Origin of the sequence: Streptomyces sp. NL15-2K (genome assembly GCF_030551255.1) — a bacterium.
In the GTDB taxonomy this organism is placed as follows: Bacteria; Actinomycetota; Actinomycetes; order Streptomycetales; family Streptomycetaceae; genus Streptomyces.
The window spans coordinates 10,270,778-10,288,196 of the sequence record NZ_CP130630.1; the positions used below are offsets into that span (position 1 = coordinate 10,270,778).

19 protein-coding genes and 3 pseudogenes are annotated in these 17,419 nt (G+C 68.2%); 13 read left to right on the top strand and 9 right to left on the bottom strand.

What is annotated here, in order from left to right; genetic code table 11:
• The first annotated feature begins 1 nt into the window (after position 1).
• Positions 2-604 carry a hypothetical protein gene (locus Q4V64_RS44745; protein ID WP_253266710.1) on the top strand — a complete coding sequence of 201 codons (603 nt, stop codon included), beginning with the start codon at positions 2-4 and terminating at the stop codon, positions 602-604.
• A gap of 238 nt (positions 605-842) precedes the next feature.
• Here the strand turns inward: Q4V64_RS44745 and Q4V64_RS44750 are convergent, their stop codons facing one another.
• On the bottom strand, positions 843-2,084 hold the full coding sequence (locus Q4V64_RS44750) for a cation:proton antiporter (protein ID WP_124437370.1): 1,242 nt from the start codon (positions 2,082-2,084) through the stop codon (positions 843-845).
• A 438-nt stretch (positions 2,085-2,522) separates the two neighbouring features.
• Here Q4V64_RS44750 and Q4V64_RS44755 point away from each other — a divergent pair, with 438 nt between their 5' ends.
• Together Q4V64_RS44755 and Q4V64_RS55720 are read left to right on the top strand one after the other, a co-directional pair.
• Positions 2,523-3,593, top strand: coding sequence for a helix-turn-helix domain-containing protein (locus Q4V64_RS44755; RefSeq protein ID WP_124437371.1), 1,071 nt, complete (start codon positions 2,523-2,525; stop codon positions 3,591-3,593).
• A 15-nt stretch (positions 3,594-3,608) separates the two neighbouring features.
• A pseudogene (locus Q4V64_RS55720) lies at positions 3,609-3,800 on the top strand (DM13 domain-containing protein); the annotation flags it as partial.
• Between the two features lie 146 nt (positions 3,801-3,946).
• On the opposite strand, the gene Q4V64_RS44765 reads toward Q4V64_RS55720, so the two are convergent.
• From Q4V64_RS44765 to Q4V64_RS44785, 5 genes are all read right to left on the bottom strand, one after another.
• Entirely contained in the window at positions 3,947-4,216 is a 270-nt protein-coding gene (locus tag Q4V64_RS44765; RefSeq protein ID WP_303714395.1) for a hypothetical protein, read from the bottom strand.
• Positions 4,213-4,668 (bottom strand): CBS domain-containing protein, encoded by a 456-nt coding sequence (locus tag Q4V64_RS44770; RefSeq protein ID WP_124437373.1) that lies wholly within the window; start codon positions 4,666-4,668, stop codon positions 4,213-4,215. Before Q4V64_RS44770 ends, Q4V64_RS44765 begins: the two co-directional genes overlap by 4 nt.
• Before the next feature lie 11 nt (positions 4,669-4,679).
• Positions 4,680-5,996, bottom strand: a complete 1,317-nt coding sequence (gene nhaA / locus Q4V64_RS44775; protein WP_124437374.1) for a Na+/H+ antiporter NhaA — start codon at positions 5,994-5,996, stop codon at positions 4,680-4,682.
• Between the two features lie 521 nt (positions 5,997-6,517).
• Positions 6,518-6,982, bottom strand: a complete 465-nt coding sequence (locus tag Q4V64_RS44780) for a hypothetical protein (protein ID WP_124437375.1) — start codon at positions 6,980-6,982, stop codon at positions 6,518-6,520.
• 159 nt (positions 6,983-7,141) lie between these two features.
• Positions 7,142-7,720 carry a PadR family transcriptional regulator gene (locus tag Q4V64_RS44785; protein WP_124437376.1) on the bottom strand — a complete coding sequence of 193 codons (579 nt, stop codon included), beginning with the start codon at positions 7,718-7,720 and terminating at the stop codon, positions 7,142-7,144.
• A 175-nt stretch (positions 7,721-7,895) separates the two neighbouring features.
• Here Q4V64_RS44785 and Q4V64_RS44790 point away from each other — a divergent pair, with 175 nt between their 5' ends.
• On the top strand, positions 7,896-8,261 hold the full coding sequence (locus Q4V64_RS44790) for a nuclear transport factor 2 family protein (protein WP_124437377.1): 366 nt from the start codon (positions 7,896-7,898) through the stop codon (positions 8,259-8,261).
• A gap of 116 nt (positions 8,262-8,377) precedes the next feature.
• Positions 8,378-9,190, top strand: a complete 813-nt coding sequence (locus Q4V64_RS44795) for an alpha/beta hydrolase (protein WP_124437378.1) — start codon at positions 8,378-8,380, stop codon at positions 9,188-9,190.
• Positions 9,191-9,463: 273 nt separating this feature from the next.
• Here Q4V64_RS44795 and Q4V64_RS44800 read toward each other — a convergent pair.
• Positions 9,464-9,912, bottom strand: a pseudogene (locus Q4V64_RS44800) (transposase); the annotation flags it as partial.
• 507 nt (positions 9,913-10,419) lie between these two features.
• On the opposite strand from Q4V64_RS44800, the gene Q4V64_RS44805 reads away from it, so the two are divergent.
• The 4 genes from Q4V64_RS44805 (at position 10,420) to Q4V64_RS44820 (ending at position 12,826) form a co-directional block, all read left to right on the top strand.
• Complete coding sequence (locus Q4V64_RS44805; protein ID WP_253266711.1) at positions 10,420-11,460, top strand: IS110 family transposase; 1,041 nt, start codon at positions 10,420-10,422, stop codon at positions 11,458-11,460.
• Between the two features lie 23 nt (positions 11,461-11,483).
• The gene (locus Q4V64_RS44810; protein ID WP_253266712.1) at positions 11,484-11,660 is read left to right on the top strand and encodes a hypothetical protein; all 177 of its coding nucleotides are present in this window, start codon (positions 11,484-11,486) and stop codon (positions 11,658-11,660) included.
• Between the two features lie 111 nt (positions 11,661-11,771).
• Positions 11,772-12,344, top strand: a complete 573-nt coding sequence (locus Q4V64_RS44815) for a winged helix-turn-helix domain-containing protein (RefSeq protein ID WP_301184636.1) — start codon at positions 11,772-11,774, stop codon at positions 12,342-12,344.
• Positions 12,260-12,826, top strand: coding sequence for a transposase (locus Q4V64_RS44820; protein ID WP_303715851.1), 567 nt, complete (start codon positions 12,260-12,262; stop codon positions 12,824-12,826). The genes Q4V64_RS44815 and Q4V64_RS44820 overlap by 85 nt, the downstream gene beginning before the upstream one ends.
• Before the next feature lie 22 nt (positions 12,827-12,848).
• Here the strand turns inward: Q4V64_RS44820 and Q4V64_RS55725 are convergent.
• A pseudogene (locus Q4V64_RS55725) lies at positions 12,849-13,229 on the bottom strand (IS630 family transposase); the annotation flags it as partial.
• Here Q4V64_RS55725 and Q4V64_RS44830 point away from each other — a divergent pair.
• Positions 13,228-13,494, top strand: a complete 267-nt coding sequence (locus Q4V64_RS44830) for a hypothetical protein (RefSeq protein WP_124445587.1) — start codon at positions 13,228-13,230, stop codon at positions 13,492-13,494. The pseudogene Q4V64_RS55725 and the gene Q4V64_RS44830 sit on opposite strands and share 2 nt — an antisense overlap.
• Positions 13,495-13,719: 225 nt before the next feature.
• Here the strand turns inward: Q4V64_RS44830 and Q4V64_RS44835 are convergent, their stop codons facing one another.
• Positions 13,720-14,556, bottom strand: coding sequence for a hypothetical protein (locus Q4V64_RS44835; protein ID WP_124445588.1), 837 nt, complete (start codon positions 14,554-14,556; stop codon positions 13,720-13,722).
• Between the two features lie 417 nt (positions 14,557-14,973).
• Between Q4V64_RS44835 and Q4V64_RS44840 the strand changes: the two genes are divergently transcribed.
• The 3 genes from Q4V64_RS44840 (at position 14,974) to Q4V64_RS44850 (ending at position 17,371) form a co-directional block, all read left to right on the top strand.
• On the top strand, positions 14,974-15,630 hold the full coding sequence (locus Q4V64_RS44840; RefSeq protein WP_253267516.1) for a hypothetical protein: 657 nt from the start codon (positions 14,974-14,976) through the stop codon (positions 15,628-15,630).
• On the top strand, positions 15,631-15,933 hold the full coding sequence (locus tag Q4V64_RS44845; protein WP_253267517.1) for a hypothetical protein: 303 nt from the start codon (positions 15,631-15,633) through the stop codon (positions 15,931-15,933). It abuts the gene before it with no gap.
• A 487-nt stretch (positions 15,934-16,420) separates the two neighbouring features.
• Positions 16,421-17,371: an alpha/beta hydrolase gene (locus Q4V64_RS44850; RefSeq protein WP_124445589.1), complete on the top strand. Its 951-nt coding sequence runs from the start codon at positions 16,421-16,423 to the stop codon at positions 17,369-17,371.
• Positions 17,372-17,419: the final 48 nt, after the last annotated feature.

Consider the following 17,419-nt stretch of genomic DNA (forward strand, 5'->3'; position numbering starts at 1 on the left):
GATGGCGCGCGCTCGTCCGGCGTCCCTGCCTGCCGAGCTTCCCGACGCGGGCACGGCCCGCCGTCGGGCCCGCACCGGCGTCTGCCTGCTCGGGGCGCTGCTCGTGCTGCCCTTCGCAGTCGGCGTCCTGCCCGGGGCGCGTGAGGCGGGTGCGCTCCTCGGGTTGGTGACCGGCACGCTCGCCTTCGTGCTGTACGGCATGCTGGTCGAGGAGTCCACGCCGGCCCGTCACTCGATGCGCAGGATCACCGCGCGGACCCTGACCGGCGTACGCTCCGTCAACCTGACCCGCCTGACCCATGTTCGGCTGCTGACGTCCTTCTCGTACGGGTCCGTCTACCGGACCCTCCTCGTCCGTGACGCCGACGGCGTATGGCTCGGCATCACCACCGCCGCCGGAAAGCGCGCGCTGCGCAGGGCACTGGAACGGCTGCCGGGAGACGGGAGCGTGCCGCCCCCGCGGGTGAGCCGAGCGGCCCGCGCGCATCTCGACGGAGACCGGCCCGGGCGGATCGCCGTGCACACGGTGCTCGCGTTCCTCGTCCTGGTGCTGGGCCTCTGCGGGTACGGCACGGTGCTGGTGGAGCTGGGCGGGATCGGCTGACCGCACCCGCCCGGCGCGTCAAGCGGCCTTCAAGGCCCCGCTCGGTGGCGCCCTGCTGGGTACGGCGTTCCAGCGCTGCGCCAGTGGAGCGGGAAATGAGGCATGCCCGAGCGTCGTCCGCCGGAGGGCCGTACTCGTCCCGGTTGAGGACCAGTCGGCGTCGGCAGGCATTCACCCACGACGAAGGTCCGCCTCCTGGGCGTCGTCGACGACCACGGTCGGGTACGGCTCGGCCAGGTCATGCGCGTGCATCTGCGGGGCTTTCCTTGGACTGTGCGTCGGTGTCCTCGCGTGCGGCCGGGATTCCGGCGAGGTCGTCGACGTGGAAGAGGCGGGCGATCGGTACGTCGGTGGAGCTGTGCGCGATGATCGAGAAGGCGATGCACACGGCGATGAGCGTGAACGCCTCCTGGCCCTGCGGTATCCCGGCCTGCAGCACCAGCAGCCCGTACACGACCGACGCGAATCCCTTCGGCCCGAACCAGGCCGCGACCAGCTTCTCCTGACGGGTGAACCGGGTGCCGAGCAGCGACAGCAGCAGCGAGGCCGGTCGGATCAGCACGATGGCCAGGACGACCGCGACGTATCCGCCGAAGGACAGGTCACCGAACAGATGCGGTGTGAGTAGCGCCCCGAACACCAGCAGGGCCGCGAACTTGGCCAGCTCCGCCAGCGCCTCGCCGAGCGGCTCGAACGCCTCCTTCGCCTCCAGCGAGCGCGCGGTGAGCACCGCTCCCGCCGAGAAGGCTGCCAGGTAGGGGTTGGCGTGGGTGAGGTGGCAGGTCGCGTACAGGATCACACCGATCGCCAGCGGCAGCAGCGGCTGCAGTTTGGGCTCGGCGCCCAGCAGCCGGAACCGTACGAGCTCGACCACCACGAACGGCAGGACGACACCGAAGACCAGCCCGAGGACCAGCTCCAGCGCGATCTTCCCCAGTGATGCCTCGGCCTGTCCGGAGGTGGGTCCGGCCGCGGCGATCAGGATGAGGACGACCGGCAGGGCCAGTCCGTCGTTGATGCCGCTTTCCACGTTCAGCAACTGCCGCAGTTTTGACGGGACTTCCTTCCGCCCGACGATCGCGGAGGCGAACACCGGGTCGGTGGGCGCGAGCACGGCTCCGACGAGGAAGGACGTCGTCCAGTCCAGGCCCACCACGAAGTGCGTGACCAGCGCCATGCCGACGAACGCCAGCGGCATACCGAGCCCGAGCGCGCGGGCCGGGTTGCGCCAGTTCTGCCGCAATTTGGGGAAGGAGACGTGCATACCGTCGGTGAACAGCACCGCGAACAGTGCCAGGTCCGCCGTCACGGACACGATCTCGCTGTCCGGCGTGATGTGGATCAGCCCCAGGAACCCGTCGCTGACAAGCGCGCCACCGACCAGGAAGAGCAAAGAAGTCGACAGAACAGTTCGGGCGGCGAGACCCGACAGCAGCACCGCGATGAGCAGTGCCACCCCGAAGACCACGACGAGCACCATGATCACGACCCCCGATCAGCGAAGAGAGTTCTCTCAAGACCGCCGACCAGGCTTCCCGGCACACCGTGGGGAACCCTACACGTTCTTTACGCCGTGCTGACAGACTCCTGTCGTGCACTCTGGACCGTCCGACATTGCCGGAATCCAGCATGGTGCGTTGTACGGGACGCGCTTCACCCGGTTCCTGCGTCCCCAAGCGTCAAAGCGCGGTCAGGCCGCTCTGGCGCATGACGATTGGTGAGCGCCCGCCACGCCTGCACCTCTATCCGCTGATCAGCTGTCTCTGCCGTCGGCGGGGCGGTCGCACCTGGCTCAAGGGCCGTTGTGTCACCACGCCTGACCACTGCCGGAGGCAGGCAATGATCTCGCTTGCACGGCTCCGCTCCTGGGACCATGCGCTAGAAAGACGTCAACAGCGCATACAAGTCGGGGGGCCCAATGGCGGGGCGGGACGTGTCCGAAGCGAACGAGGAGTACCTGGAGGGGTTTGCCCGTGTCCTCGCGGATGCTTCGGCGACCGGTCGCCGGCTGACCCGGGAAGAACTGGATTCGCGCCGTGCGCTGGGCGAGCAGGCCGCGGAGGCCGGCCTCGGACTGCGCGCCCTGGTGGCAGCCCACATGGCAGCCACCAGGGCGTACTGGCCTACAGGGAACGGCGCGTCCGTGGACGACGTGCTGGCTGCCGTGGCACAGGCCGTCGACGCGTTCGCCGAGGGCTACGAGCGGGCGCAGCGGCTTGCCGTACGCCAGGAGGAGGCAGCCCGCCGGGAGTTCATCGACGACCTGCTGTACGGCCGCAGCGACCTGGGTCGGCTGGCCCAGCGCGCGGAACGCTACGGGTTGCGGTTGTCGTACGAGCACGCGGTTGCCGTGGCACGCGGCAAGACCGCCTACGACGAGGGAGACCCGGCCCTGAGGGAGGTGGAGCATGCGCTGATCGGCCGGTTCGGCGACCGCAGCATCCTTCTTACGACCAAGGACGGGCGGCTCGTGTGCATTGCCCCGGGTGACCAGGACGAGGTCCTCGCGTACTTCGCCAAACAGGCGTTCGCCGTCACAGGCGGGGGACAGGTGGCGATCGGCCGCCCCCAGCCTGGCGCCGCAGGCGTCGTCCACTCGTACGAGGAGGCTCTGAGCGCTCTCGACCTGGCCGAACGCCTGGAACTCGGTGAGCCCGTGCTGCGCGCCGCCGACCTCCTCGTCTACCCCGTCCTCACCCGCGACCGGCAGGCCATGGCCGACCTGGTGCAGAGTGCCCTCGGCCCGCTGCGTCAGGCTCGCGGCGGGGCCCAGCCGCTCCTGGACACCCTCACCGCGTACTTCGATTGCGGCTGCGTGTCCGCGGAGGCGGCGCGGCGGCTGTCGCTGAGCGTGCGGGCCTTCACCTATCGCCTGGAGCGCATCCGCAAGCTCACCGGCGCCGATCCGTCGGACCCGGTGCACCGCTACACGCTGCAGACCGCGGTGATCGGGGCGCGGTTGCTGGACTGGCCGGCGGAATCCTTCTGAGAGGCGCACTGACTACCGGTGATCCAGGGCAAGGCAGGGTGGGGCGAATCCGACGGCGGCAGGTACGTCAGTCTGGGCGGGCTCAAGGGCAACCAAGGCGACCCGCCCTCTGCCCACTGATGTCGACTTCCGGCTGACTTCAGCAGCGTCAGCATCTGGTGCGACCGCTTCGACGTCCCCTTCGGCGCGGCGGAGCTGACCTACTGATCCGACCCCGAGGTGGACCGGAGTTTCCCACGGGTTGCACGTCCATCAGCACGGGCGGACGTTCCGGCAGCCCGCCGTACTTTCACTCGGTCAGCCAAGCGAGCTGCCTGCGTGCCGGTGTCGGGCGTACCGGTGGGTGATGCGTGTCAGCGCCTGTTCGTGGGCTGGCCCACGAGGAAGGCGACGAGCGCGCCGACCAGCACCGCCCATGCCAAAGCCGTCGCTCCGGCCTGTGGCCAGCCGGTCGCCGCGACGGCCACGGCCGCCACCACCCCGGCGGCCACGGCGGGGCCGCCGGTCGCGCCCGCCCACTGTCGTCGGGTGCTGCCCGGTCGGCGCAGCTCACCGATCGCGGTCCTGATCACCAACGCCGCGACCACGATGACTACGGGCAGCAGAGACCCGGCGCCGTTCACGGGGCGCCGATGAAGTGCTGCGTGGGGCGGGCAGCGGTGACCGTGCCGAGCAGCGTGACCTGGTGGCCGTCGCGTTCGATGACGGCGACCAGGGGGCTGTGGGTGCGCGCCATCAGTGCCGCGACCTCCATCGGACGCGCGTCCGGCCCCACCACCGGCGGCGGATACAGCTGGCGTGCCCATTCGGCGACGGTGAGCCCGGTCAGGCGTTCCGCGATCTCGGCGTCGTTTCGTTCGTCGACGACACCGGCGAGCAGGGGGTCCTCGGCAATGTAGGCGGGAATGAGCTGCCGGATGAGCTGCGGGCCAGGGACGATCGCGTGGGGCTGCCCGTCGGCGTCGAGGACGAGCAGGGCCGGCAGCGACTGTCCCGCCAGCATGCGGGCCGCGTCGATGGCGTCGTCGTCCGAGGTGACGAAGGGGTAGGACTCGGCCAGATCCCGTGCGCGCATGAGCGTCCTCCTCAGCCGTCGCCCGTGGCGCTGCCGCGTCCGGGGCTGGTCCGCTGGTAGATGTCGGGGATGCCGTCGGCGTCCTCATCCCGCGTCTCTTCCTCCCACAGGCGGCGATAGATCCCGTTACGGCGCTTGATCAGCAGCGACGCAAGAGCCGCGGCGATCAGCGAGCCGAGGAGCACAGCGGCCTTGATGTGCTCGGCGTCGGCAGGGTCGGGGAAGGCGAGCTCGCCGATCAGCAGGGCGACGGTGAAACCGATTCCGGCGAGCACCGCCAGGGCGAACACATCGGCCCAGGCCAGGTCGGGGTTGAGACGGGCCCGGGTGAAGCGCGCGGCGAGGTAGGTGCCCGCGAAGATCCCCAGGGTCTTACCGGCCACCAGGCCCAGCACCACTCCCAGCGGCTCCGGCTGGGTGAACACCTCACCCAGCGACGCGGCGGAGACCGCGACGCCTGCGGCGAAGAGAGCGAAGAGCGGCACGGCCACTCCCGCCGAGACCGGGTGCAGCAGATGGGAGGTCCGCTCGGCAGGGGAGGCGTCCTCGCCCTTGTCACGGGTGGTGCGCAGGATCAGGCCCATGGCCACCCCGGCGACGGTGGCGTGGACACCCGCGTTGTACATCAGGGCCCAGATGGTGATGCCGAGCGGCACGTGCCACCACCAGCCGCGCACCCGGTACCGCTGGAGGATGTAGAAGACGACCAGCCCGGCGAGGGCTCCGCCGAGGGCGGCGAAGTTCAGATCACTGGTGAAGAAGACCGCGATGAGCAGGATCGCGCCGAGGTCGTCGACGACGGCGAGGGTGAGCAGGAAGGCGCGGAGGGCGGAGGGCAGGTGGGTGCTGAGGACGGCGAGGACCGCGAGGGCGAAGGCGATGTCGGTGGCCATGGGCACGGCCCAGCCCTCCAGGCTGCCCCCGCCGACGGTGGCAGTAGCTGCGTACACGGCAGCCGGCACCACCATGCCGCACAACGCGGCGACAACCGGCAGCGCGGCCGTGGCCGGCGTGCGCAGCGAACCCACGACCAGCTCGCGTTTCAGCTCGACACCCGCGACCAGGAAGAAGATGCTGAGCAGTCCGTCAGCCGTCCAGTGTTCCACCGACAGGTCGAGGCCGAGCGCGCCGATGCCGAAGTGGAAGTCGCGTATCTCCTCGTAGACGCCGCTCCACGGGGTGTTCGCCCACACCAGCGCCACCACGGCCGCTGCCAGCAGGACCAGCCCGCCGACTGTCTCTGTCCGCAGGGCCTGGGCCACCGCTGTCCGCTCCGGCCACGGCAGAAGGCCGAGGAAGGTGGAACGCTCACGCGGGGCAGCAGCCATCAGAAAAGACCTCCGGGGCATCGGCATGAGGGCATACGCCCCTTCGACGCCGACCAGACTTCCCGGCACACCCCGCGCGCGGCACCCGTTCCGGGTGGCCTGCTGACGCGTTCCAAACACCCTAACCGCCTGCAAGTGATCACACCAGACGGCCTTTCACCTGCCGCGATGCAAACGAGCGGGTCCGTACACACCAAGGCGGGAGGTGTGCACCGGAGTGTCCGCGGGCTGCAGTTGGCGAAAGCGGGACCGACAGGCTGTGTGGGAGCGGGCGGCCGTGACAGGGGACCGACGTGACCGGTACGAGGCGGCACTGCAAGCTAGTGCTCTGACCGGGAAGGTTCGCAGGGTCTGGACAGGAGAAACTCCGTACGGATGCCTCTGCTGGGGGTAGCGTCATGTTCACAATGAAGGGCGACACCGTTGCGTTAGCGCTGTGACCTGCGAGACAAGAGAGGCTGTACGAGACAACCACGTATTTCTCGATCAAGGCCACGATGCTCGACTGCCGCATCCTGCGCTCACGCAGGCTGTCCGGGCTTGACCAGGAGATCTACGCGCTGCTCACCACCTACCAGGCCCTGATCCGTGCAGCCGCCGACACCGCCTGCACCCGGCCCGGCCTGGACATGGACCGCATGAGCTTCACCGTCCTGCTGGCCACTGCCGCCGACACCGTCATCAGCGCGACCGGGGTCCTGTCCCCGGCGGGACCCGTCGATCTCGTCGGCACCATCGGCCGGGCCGTCCTCGACGCCCTGCACCCCGCCCACCACCGGCACCGCGTCAAGGCCCGCACCCGCAAGAACCCCCACCAGCAAATACGGGCCGAACACCGGACAACACCCCACGACCAGCCAGAACTGCACCATCCATACCGCCATCACGTTCTTCGAGTACGGGCTCGCGAACCGCTCACGGAAGTAAACGCAACGGTGTTGATGACTACGTTCAGTGGCGATCTCCGTCGGGCCTCTTCCGATCATCTCTGGATGCGTGCTGCCCGTCCACGCCAGTGTTGCGTATCGGGGTGATGATCGTCTGGGTGCCGTTGTCGCAGACGGCACCGCCGAGGCTGATGACCACATCCTGCCGTCGGAGACCCGCCAACCTTGGCCGTCGGCCTATAGGCGGGCGCCGCCGGGTCATCGGGACGGGCGGCGTTCTTGTTGCGTGCCGGTCTGCCGGGGTACGTCGAGGTCCTGGTCGGCGTCGAGGATTTCGTGGATCCAGGCGCACTCGGTACGGGTAACGGCTCGGGCGGTGAGCAACATGCCACGGCGGTAGGGGTCGTTCACCTCTTCGGCGCGCAGCGAACGGTCGTTCTCGTCGTAGAAGAAGCTCGCGGGCGTCTCCAGGAACTCCAGGCGACGGCGTAGCACGGCGTGCTGTTCCTTCGTCTCGGGGAGCAGGGAGAGGAACGCCAGGATGGTGAAGAACCGGTTGAAGTCGGTGATCTCCACCTGGGCGGGATCGCGCAGGCGTTCCAGCAGGTGTTCGTGCCCGGCGTCGGTCAGGGTCAGCACATACCGCTGGGCCGCCGCGGCGCCCGGTTCGGTGTGCCGGGTCAGCATGCCGCGCTTCACCAGGCGGTTGATCGCCGGGTAGAGGCTGCCCAGGCTCACCGGCCGAGCGTAGCCGGAGAGCCGCTCGACCCGACGGCGCAGTTCATAGCCGTGCAGTGGTCCCTCGGCGAGATTTCCCAGGATGGCAAGTTCCAGCACCTCCCTATGGTCGCACGCGGGCAGAGATAGTGCGATGCGTAGTACTGCGATTCGATGTATGGTGGTGCGAGTCGCGCGCCGTTCGCCCCGAAGCGACGGATCTGCACACAGCAGTCCGTCGCAGACCTCTGGTCGGGGTGTGCCGCACAAACCCCTCACGAGAAGGACAATCACCATGAGCAGCCCTGCACTTGATGTCGCACTCGCCTACTACAAGGCGTGGTCGAACAAGAACGTCGACGAGGCCCTGTCGTACTTCGCCGACGGTTTCGTCAGTCAGACCCCCGTCGGGCGCCTGGACGCCGAGGCGTACCGCCCGTTCCTCGAGGGATTCCTGGGGATCCTCACCAAGGCCGAGCTGGTGTCGGCGTTCGGAGACGAGAACACCGCGCTGATGTACTACGACGCCACCACGGCCCCGGTGCCCTACTCCCCGGTGGGCGAGTGGTTCCGGGTCGAGAACGGCAAGATCGTCGAGAGTCGTATCGTGTTCGACAACTTCACCCTTCAGGGCGCGGGAGCCATCGCCGCGGTCTCGTAACCATCTGTGCCCCGTCCAGTGGGGCCACGCGGTCGTGCCGGGAGCCCGGGCCGGATCCGGCCCGGGCTCCCGGCACGACCGCACGTACGAGATCACCAGGAGAGGAAAGAACACATATGCCGCAGCGCACGCAGGTGGAACTGAACTTCGAAGAGCGGGGCGAGGGCACGCCGGTTCTCGCGGTGCACGGCTGGCAACCCGACCACCGTCTGATGCTCGGCTGCCTGGAACCTGTTTTCACCCGGCGTCCCGGATACCGGCGCCTTTACCCGGACTTGCCCGCCATGGGTAAATCCCCGGCACCAGCAGCGCAGATCGCGTCCTCCGACGACATGCTCGCCGCCGTAGAAGACTTCCTGGACGATCACATCGGGACCGAGCCCTTCCTGCTCCTGGGTGAGTCCTACGGCGGCTACCTCGCCCGCGCGCTGGCTCGCACCCGCCGCGATCAAGTCCTCGGCCTCGCCCTGATCTGCCCCTCCGCCAAACGCGTGGAAACCGCCGAGAGCCGCCCGGCCGAGCGGCTGGTCCTGCGCCCCGATCCCAGTCTGATCGCCTCCCTCGACGCGCACACCGCCGAGGTCTTCACCTCCATCGCCGTCGTCGAGACACCGGAGACCCTGCGACGGTTCCGCGAGGAGATCCTGACGGGCCTGGACATCGCCGACACCGCCGCCATGGAACGTATCCGTCGGCGCTGGCAGCTCACCCACGAACCCGAGGACGGTGAGCCCTTCACCCGCCCCACGCTGATCCTGGCCGGACGGCAGGATGACAGCGTCGGCTACCTCGACCAGTTCGACCTGCTGACGCACTATCCGCGAGCGACCTATGCGGTCCTCGACTCCGCCGGCCACAACCTTCAAATCGAGCAGCCGGCGGTATTCGAGACGCTCGTCAGCGAATGGCTCGACCGGATCACCGCCTGAAGATCAGGGCTCTGTCGCGAACGCGTCAACGCTCCCGTGGAAAACCTCACGAGCGAGTGGCTCCCTCCCACCACACGCAGTGACGACCCGGCCCGTCCGGGACGGGCGACGGGCCCGGCGAGCGTCTCGAACAGAGCCCGCAAAGGCGCGGCCCCTCACCCTGCGCCTGGCCCGCGTCAGCGAAGAGACCGCGGGACACACCAGTGCCAGCGGGGTCAGGGCGGCGGTCAGCTTGGACCATACCGAGCGGAGGGAAGCGTGAATCTTTCCTGATCACGCCACGAGGGCTGGGCGTCCGCCCCAGCGGATGCCCTTCTCGCTGTGGATGCGGGTGCGTTCCTTGCGTTGTGCGGCCAGGACGTCGGGGTGGCGGGCGTGGGCGTTGCGCCCGCGCAGGTAACGATGCAGGGCCCAGGTCTGCGCGGGATGGCTTCGGTGGTTCGAATTCGCCAGGGTGAACTGCCGCAGCGGGCCGAAGTGAGCCTCGATCGGGTTGGCCCAGGACGCATAGGTCGGGGTGAAGCACAGCTCGACCTTGTTCTTCTTTGCCCAGCGGCGGATGTCCGACCCGGTGTGGGCGGAGAGGTTGTCCAAGATGATGTAGATCGGGCGCCGTCGGGTCGGGCGGCGCGGATCGACTTCAGCGCGGCCAGGGTGTTGGCGGTGCCCTTGCGGCGGCGGTTGACGCCCCCCAACCGGTCGTCGCCGACGGAGTAGCAGCCCGTACCCTTCAAGCAGGCTCGATCGGGCACGAGCGGCAGCCCCGGGACACTGGGGCCGCTGCTCGCCCTCGCTGCTAATTAAGAGCTGCGATCAGGATCGCTACAGTACGGGCGTGCAGGCGGGCACCCGGTCGGGCTGTAAACTCCGCGTCCAGCCAGGAAGGTTGGATGCGACTCGTAGCAGCCTGCCCATCAAAGGGCTCTCCACGACTCCGTCGACCGGCCTTCCGGTACGCCCCGTAACTGCTGATTAAGAGTGGCGACTCGATCGCTCGTACGGACTTGCCAGCGGGTGTCCCGACTGTCTGATGATCGTTGCATCTATAGCCAGGAAGGCTGGATGCGACTCTCACTAGCCTGCCCATCAGGGGGCTCCGAACGACTCCGTCGGCCAGCCTTCTGGTCACCCGCCATAACTGATTAAGAGCTGCGACCTCGATCGCTCGTACGGACTTGCTTCAGGGGTGGCCTGGTACTTCCTGTTCGTGTTCGATCTGGAGAGGCGAGGTGACGCAACGGCTGCCACAGGTATGGGCCGGGATCGACGTAGGAAAAGGCCATCACTGGATCACCGTGGTCGATGCCGATGGCGACCCGCTGTGGAACCGCAAGGTGATCAACTCCGAGCCCGATATCCTGACCGTCTTCGGTGAGGTTATGGACACAGCAGACCACGTGACCTGGGCTCTTGACCTCGTTGACGGGCCAGCAGCTTTGTTGCTGGAGACCCTGGCCAACCACGGTCAGAGTCCCCGGTACGTGACCGGCTCAAAGTTTGCAGCGTTCAAGAAGAGCTTCAGCGGCCAGGGCAAGTCCGACTTGAAGGACTCCTACGTCATCGCTGAGTTCGCCCGCTGCCTCCGGCGGCAGACAGTCCCTGTACCAGTGCCTCCGAGGATCACCAAGGAACTCACTCTGATTCTCGCCCACCGCAACGGCCTCTCAGCCGAACGCACCCGGACCATTAACCGCATGAGGGCCCTGCTCACCAGCATCTTCCCGGAGTTGGAGCGATCCTTCGATTTCGCCCGATCCGACGGCCCGCTGGTCTTGCTGTCCGGATACCAGACGCCAGCAGCCATTCGGCGGATGGGCGAGAGCAGGCTCACAGCCTGGCTGGCCAAGCGCGGCGTGAGGAAAGCGGCAACCATCGCAGAGAAGGCGGTGACGGCCGCCAAGGCACAGGACTCAGCTACCAGCGGAGAGGATCTGGCGGCCGAGCTGGTAGCTGAGCTCGCCCAGAAGATCACGCAGATGAACGTCCGCCTGAAGGAACTGGAAATCAAGATCAAGGGAATTTTCTCCCAGCATCCCCAGGCGCCCATTGTCCTTTCCATGCCCGGTTTCGGTGAGCTTCTTGCGGCTGAACTTCTCGCAGCGATCGGTGACATTTCCAGGTTCCCAAGTGCTGGACGACTCGCTGTCGCTTCAGGAATGGCCCCCGTCTCCAGGGACTCCGGCTCGAACACGGGAACCGCCAGCGTCCTACCCAGTACAGCCGGCCCCTGCAACGGGCTTTCTTCTTGTCCAGTCAGTCCGCATGCCTGACCGCGGAGACGTGGGAGAAGGAGATGTACCTCCGCAAGTACCAGGGCTACACGCACGACAGGGGTCGTCACAAGAAGGCTGTCATCGCTGTCGCCCGCCAACGAGTCTCCATCCTGTGGGCCATGCTCCGAGATGGCCGGCTCTATGAGAGGGAGTACAACCCCCGCGAGAAGGCGGTCCGAGAGGCTCAGACGGCTTGACTAAACTCATTACTGACTTCAGCTCGTTGGGGTGAATCTTTGCGAAGCCCCTGAGTGGGTGTGGGTGGGCGGCTGTATCCGTGTGGTGTGAGATATGCGGATGGGGGCGGGCTGACCCCTGCGGGACGTCGGCGCCGGGAGTCGGTTCGGATGCAGGCGGCCGAGTTGTACGAGCAGGAGATCAAGCCGTCGGAGGTCGCACGGCGGCTTCGGGTGAGTGTGAAGTCGGCTTACCACTGGCACCAGTTGTGGCGGGACGGCGGTCGTAAGGCTCTGGCTTCCCGCGGCCCGAGCGGATCACGTTGCCGGCTGTCCCCGCGCTGTCTGGAGAAACTGGCCGCGTACCTCGATGAGGGCCCGGCCGCCCACGGCTGGGTGGAGGACCAGGTGTGGACTGCCGCCCGGGTGGCCACGCTGATCGGCAGGAAGTTTCACGTCTCCTACAGCGTCTCCGGCGCCACGAGGCTGATGCACCGGCTCGGCTTCAGCCCGCAGGTCCCCGCACGCAGAGTCGCCGAGCGCGACGAGCAGGCTGTGACCGCCTGGAAGGAGGCGACCTGGGCGGAGGTAAAAGGGCCCGGGCGGCCTGCGGGGGCTACATCTGCTTCGAGGACGAAGCAGGGTTCACCCGGAAGCCGCCACGGGGACGAACCTGGGGCCGGCGAGGGCGCACCCCGGTCGTGACCGTCAGCGGACGACGCTCGGGGCGTCTGTCGGTGGCCGGGCTGATCGCGATACGGCCGGGCTCGCGCACCCGGCTGTGCCACCGGCTGCGCACCCACCGAGCGGGCGGCAGCGCACGCCGCAGCATGGGCGAGCGGGACTTCATCGCACTCATCGACGGTGTCCACCAGCTCGTCAAGGCGCCGATCGTGCTGGTCTGGGACCGGCTCAACACCCACGTCTCCCACGCCATGCGCGAGCTGACCGCCGAGCGGGAGTGGCTGACGGTGTTCCTGCTGCCCGCCTACTCGCCGGACCTGAATCCCGTCGAGTGGGTGTGGGCGCACGTCAAGCGCAGTCTGGCCAACCTCGCCGTGGTCGCGCTCGACCGGCTCGAAGCCCTCGTACGAAACCGGCTCAAACGCCTCCAGTACCGGCCCGACACCCTCGACGGCTTCATAGCCGGCACCGGCCTGACCCTCAACGAACCCACGTCACCTTGACGAGCCGAAGTCAGTAAGAGTCGTGGAAGTAGGTCACACCGTGCGTGCGGCGGTAGGTCGTCGGCAGACGGTCGGGCTTGCCCTGCTTCGCCCAGCAGGAGCCTCCGGTGGGCCGGATCCCCAGGGGCCCGAACTCGTCGAAGGCGAAGACCCGGTCCGGGAAGTGCTCCAGCACGTGCTCGATGCGGTCGAGCTTGGCGTCGCGTTCGGGGTCGGGTGATTCCTTCCAGGTCTTGGTGCGCTGGAAGGTGATGCCACGGCGCAACAGCAGGCACCGTAACGCTTCACGACCGATACGGATGACGCGTCCCGGCACGCGGCGCAGATAGGCGGCGAGTTTACGGATCGACCAGCGGGTGAAGGGCTGGCCGAGCTTGGTGGGGCGGATGGTGGCCGTCTGGATGACGAAGTCCTCGTCGTCAGGAGTGAGCGGCCTGGCCGACCTCGACGACTACGCCGCGCACGTCAAAGCGACCGAGGCCAGCCATGCCATGCGCGAAGACCGGCTCTCGATCGTGAACCGGGTGTGGTCCTACCGGGGCCTGCTGCCCGAGGCCGACCGGCTGCCGCAGACACCGCCCTGGCGCGGCGAGCGCATCCAGGACATCCTCCAGCAGCGGCGCGGCACGACACGTCCGCCCCATGCCGCGGTGGCTGCCGCTGCCTGACGGGCGACGGATGCGAACCTTCAAGCGAGGCTTCCGGCCGCATCTCCTCGCCCAAGTTCCCGCTCCGCCGCCACGACGGTGTCGAAGGCCCGCAGGACCTGATCGGCACCTGTCATCTCCAGGATCCGCAGCAGCGGCTGCGGCACACACGCCACTACCAGCTGGGGTCTGATGGGTGACTTGCACACCTGCCGACGTCAGTTGAGGTGACCGAAGGTGTGCCGGTCAGGTGCGGGGTGAGATGCCCAGGAAGCGGTGGAGGGAGGTCGTCATGCTGGCGACGAAGGTGTCACGGGTCGCGTCGTCGACATGGTCCAGGGACAGGTAGGGGTTGAGGTCTTCCAGCTCGACCAGGAGGAGGTCGTCCTCCTGGGTTCGGCAGGCGTCCACGCGCTGGATGCCGTGATCGAGGGTGTTCCAGTCGATGAAGGAGCGGGCGAAACCGAGATCGGCTTCCGTGGGCTGGTAGGGCTCGAGGACCCAACGACGGTCGGGGTCGGGGGCGTGGAGGGCGTACTGGAAGGCGTCGTCAACGTAGTAGAACGACACCTCATAGCGGAAGTCGATGCGGGGCTGGACCAGGATGTCGCCGTAGGTGAGGCCGACCAGCTGGTCTCGGGAGACGAAGTCGAGGCCGATGGAGTCCGCCCCGGCCTTCGGCTTGACCACGTACTGGTCACTCTCGGGCAGCGCGCCGAGGTTCTGGGGCCGGTCGATTGTGGGGATGACCGGGTATCCGGCTGCCGTCAGGTCCAGCAGATACTGTTTGCCGGCCATGTCGGCCCGGCCGGACAGCGGGTTGTAGACCCGAGTACCACGCGCTGCGGCCTGGTTCCGGAAGGCGTCGTACTCCTTCTGGTAGTGCAGCACGGGGCCGCTGTTGCGGACCACGACCCCGTCGAAGGCGTCCATGAGAGCGGCGGCATCCAGCGGGTGGCACAAAGCGATGTCGAAGTTGTTCCGCAGCCGCGACGACAGGAAGATGTCCTCGTCGCAGTAGCGGCGCCCCCGGGCCTGGTAGGCGAGATCGGTCACGAACAAAACGCTGGGGCGGCCGGGCACGGGGCATCTCCTGGGTCGGTGGCCATCAACCTACCCAAGCCGCCGAGCACCGCCCTGCGCCGGGCCCGCCTCCACCGACGCCCAGTCACTCCCCGAGCCGCGTCGAAACGACTTCCTTGAGAGCTGACACAGCCAACTCCGCACAGTGAACCGCGCCCACGGCTCAACCAGCGGCTCGGCCCTCGGGCCATGCCCCCAGTTCAGAAGCAATCACTGACATTGGAAGCAACAGCTCGCAATAGGCGAGAGAACAGGAGGCCGGCACCGTGCAAGCGGCCTCACCGAAATCCTCGCCCGCGCACTTCGCGACCGGGGCCGCGAGGTCGAAGCCGAGCACCTCCACGTCCACTTGCCGCGCGTGCTCAAGACCCCCGCCAACGGCACCGCCCACCCCAGCGCCACGCAGGAGGCCACCCGATGAAGCGCCGTTTCTTTCGCCGCTGCGGCCACGCGCCCGGCGCCCTCAGCCTCGAGGACCAGGCCGCCGTCGACCAGTTCCGCGCACTGCTCGCCGCCCTCCGCGACCCGAACCCCTGGACCCCCGCCCAAACCCAGGACCTCGCCGTCCGGGTCGGCCCGTTCGTAGAGCGCGCTCACCCGCGCCCGGGTGACGACCACGGACCCGACATCATCGCCGTCGCCCTGCAACACCCCGGTGGCTCGTACACGCCCTACGGCGAGCGCTACCGGAAACTGGGCTGGCTACGCTGCGAGACGACCACGATCCTCGGTGCGTGGAATCCGGCCTACGCGCCGCTCACCCACGCCGAGGCGGGCCTGGACCTCCCTGACGACGTCGGCATGACCCCCGCGCACTACGGCGTCCACGTCGAAGGACGCCGCAGCGACGGCACCGGGTACACGCTGCTCCGTATCGGCCCCTACTTCCAGACCTGGCTCGCTTCCCGCGACGCCGACCGCCTCAACACAGAGCTGGAGGGCAAGGCGGCCACCGTCGTCCCCGGCTACACGGTCACCGCGAAGGCCACGCCGTTCGACGTCACCACGAGAGCTACGACAACCCGTACGAGACCGACGCCTGCGAGCTCCTGGCGGCCCTCCTCGAGGACCTGAGTGCCCCATGGTGACCACGGCCCTGTACGAGATCGAGACAGCGAGGCCGACGACGGCACGACCGTCCACGCCGAAGGCATCTGGACCCCCGAGGGCCAGGACGAGGCCGACAACGGGTTCGTCGTCTACCGCGGGCTGTACGTCGCCGGCATCGGAGCTCCGAACGACGACAGCCTCTACCCGGACAGGTTCGTCGCCCTCGGACACCAGCGGTGGGCCGATATCATCGAAGCCGCCGCCGCGTACATGGACCGCGTCCACGGCTGGCGGACCCTGCAAAACGCGATGAATTGCATTGGTTGAAACAGTTCGTAGCTCCTTACCTCGGACGTTTCTGCCGCGCAACCCCTCGGCCTCGCCGACACCCTGAGACACCACGGTCTGCCCGCCCGCGCAGCACGGAACACCGCCATGATGGACGCCCTGGTAGACCTGCCGCCCATAGCCATCGCCGACCTGCTCGGCATCCACCCCAAGACAGCCGAACGCTGGGCCACTCTCGCCGGCGGGAACTGGTCCGAATACTTGGCAGCGCGACGGGGATCAGGCCCTGTTCCGTAGTCGGTGGTGACGGTGCGTTCTCGCTATTGCAGGAGGATGCGGTGACGGGGGAGGTCGAATTCGGAGGCGGTTCCGCCGGGCGCGTATGCGTGTCGGTCCGCGCCCTCGTATTCCCCGACACCCGTCGGGTGACCTGCACGTACACGCCATGGCACGGTTCCACAACGACGTGACGAGCAGCAGCGGCGCAACGAGCACCGCCGGCACGGTACGTCGGATCGGAGACGACATGACGACGTACGCGTTCGACCCGGAGCTCGCCGCGGCCGTGCACATGCTGCCCAGAGCCGACTGCTCGGACCTCGAAGGCGCCCGGGCCGAGATAGCGGTCGGCATCACCGCGGCCTCCGCGGACGTGGACACCACCGGCGTGGACGTCACCGAGCTGGTGGCACCCGGGCCGGAGGGCGCGCCCGATGTCGTCCTGCGCAGCTACCGCCCGCAGGGCGTCGAAGGCCCGCTGCCGGTGATCTACGACATTCACGGCGGCGGCTTCATCCTGTGCACCGCCGAATTCGACCACGGCACCAACGTGACGCTCGCGCGCGAACTGGGCGCCGCCGTCTTCTCCGTCGAATACCGGCTCGCCCCCGAGCACCCCTATCCGGCGGGGCTCGAAGACGCGTACGCCGGGCTGGTCCACGTCGCCAAGAACGCCGCCGAACTCGGTGTCGACCCTGCCCGTATCGCCCTCTTCGGCCAGAGCGCCGGCAGCGGTCTCGCGGCCGGCCTCGCACTGCTGGCCCGCGACCGGGGCGGCCCCGCGATCGCCTTCCAGTACCTCGGCATCCCCGAACTCGACGACCGCCTCGACACCCCCAGCGCGCGGGCCTTCACCGACACGCCCCTCTGGAACCGGCCCAACGCTGTCATCAGCTGGGACGCCTACCTCGGCGCCGGCGTCCCCGGCAGCGCCGACGTGCCCGTCTACGCCGCCCCCGCCCGGGCCACCGCCGAACAGCTCGCCGGGTTGCCGCCGGCGTACATCTCCGTGATGGAGTTCGATCCGCTGCGGGATGAGGGCATCGACTATGCCCGTGCGCTGCTTGCGGGTGGTGTGAGTGTGGAGCTGCATCTGTTTCCGGGCACGTTCCATGGGTCGGGGATGATTCCGCACGCGGAGGTGTCCCTACGGGAGGCTGCGGAGGCGGTGGCCGTGCTGCGCCGGGCGCTCCGCTAGGTGGGGCGGACTGCTTGTGATCTGTTGGGCGCGGGACCGCTGTGGCTG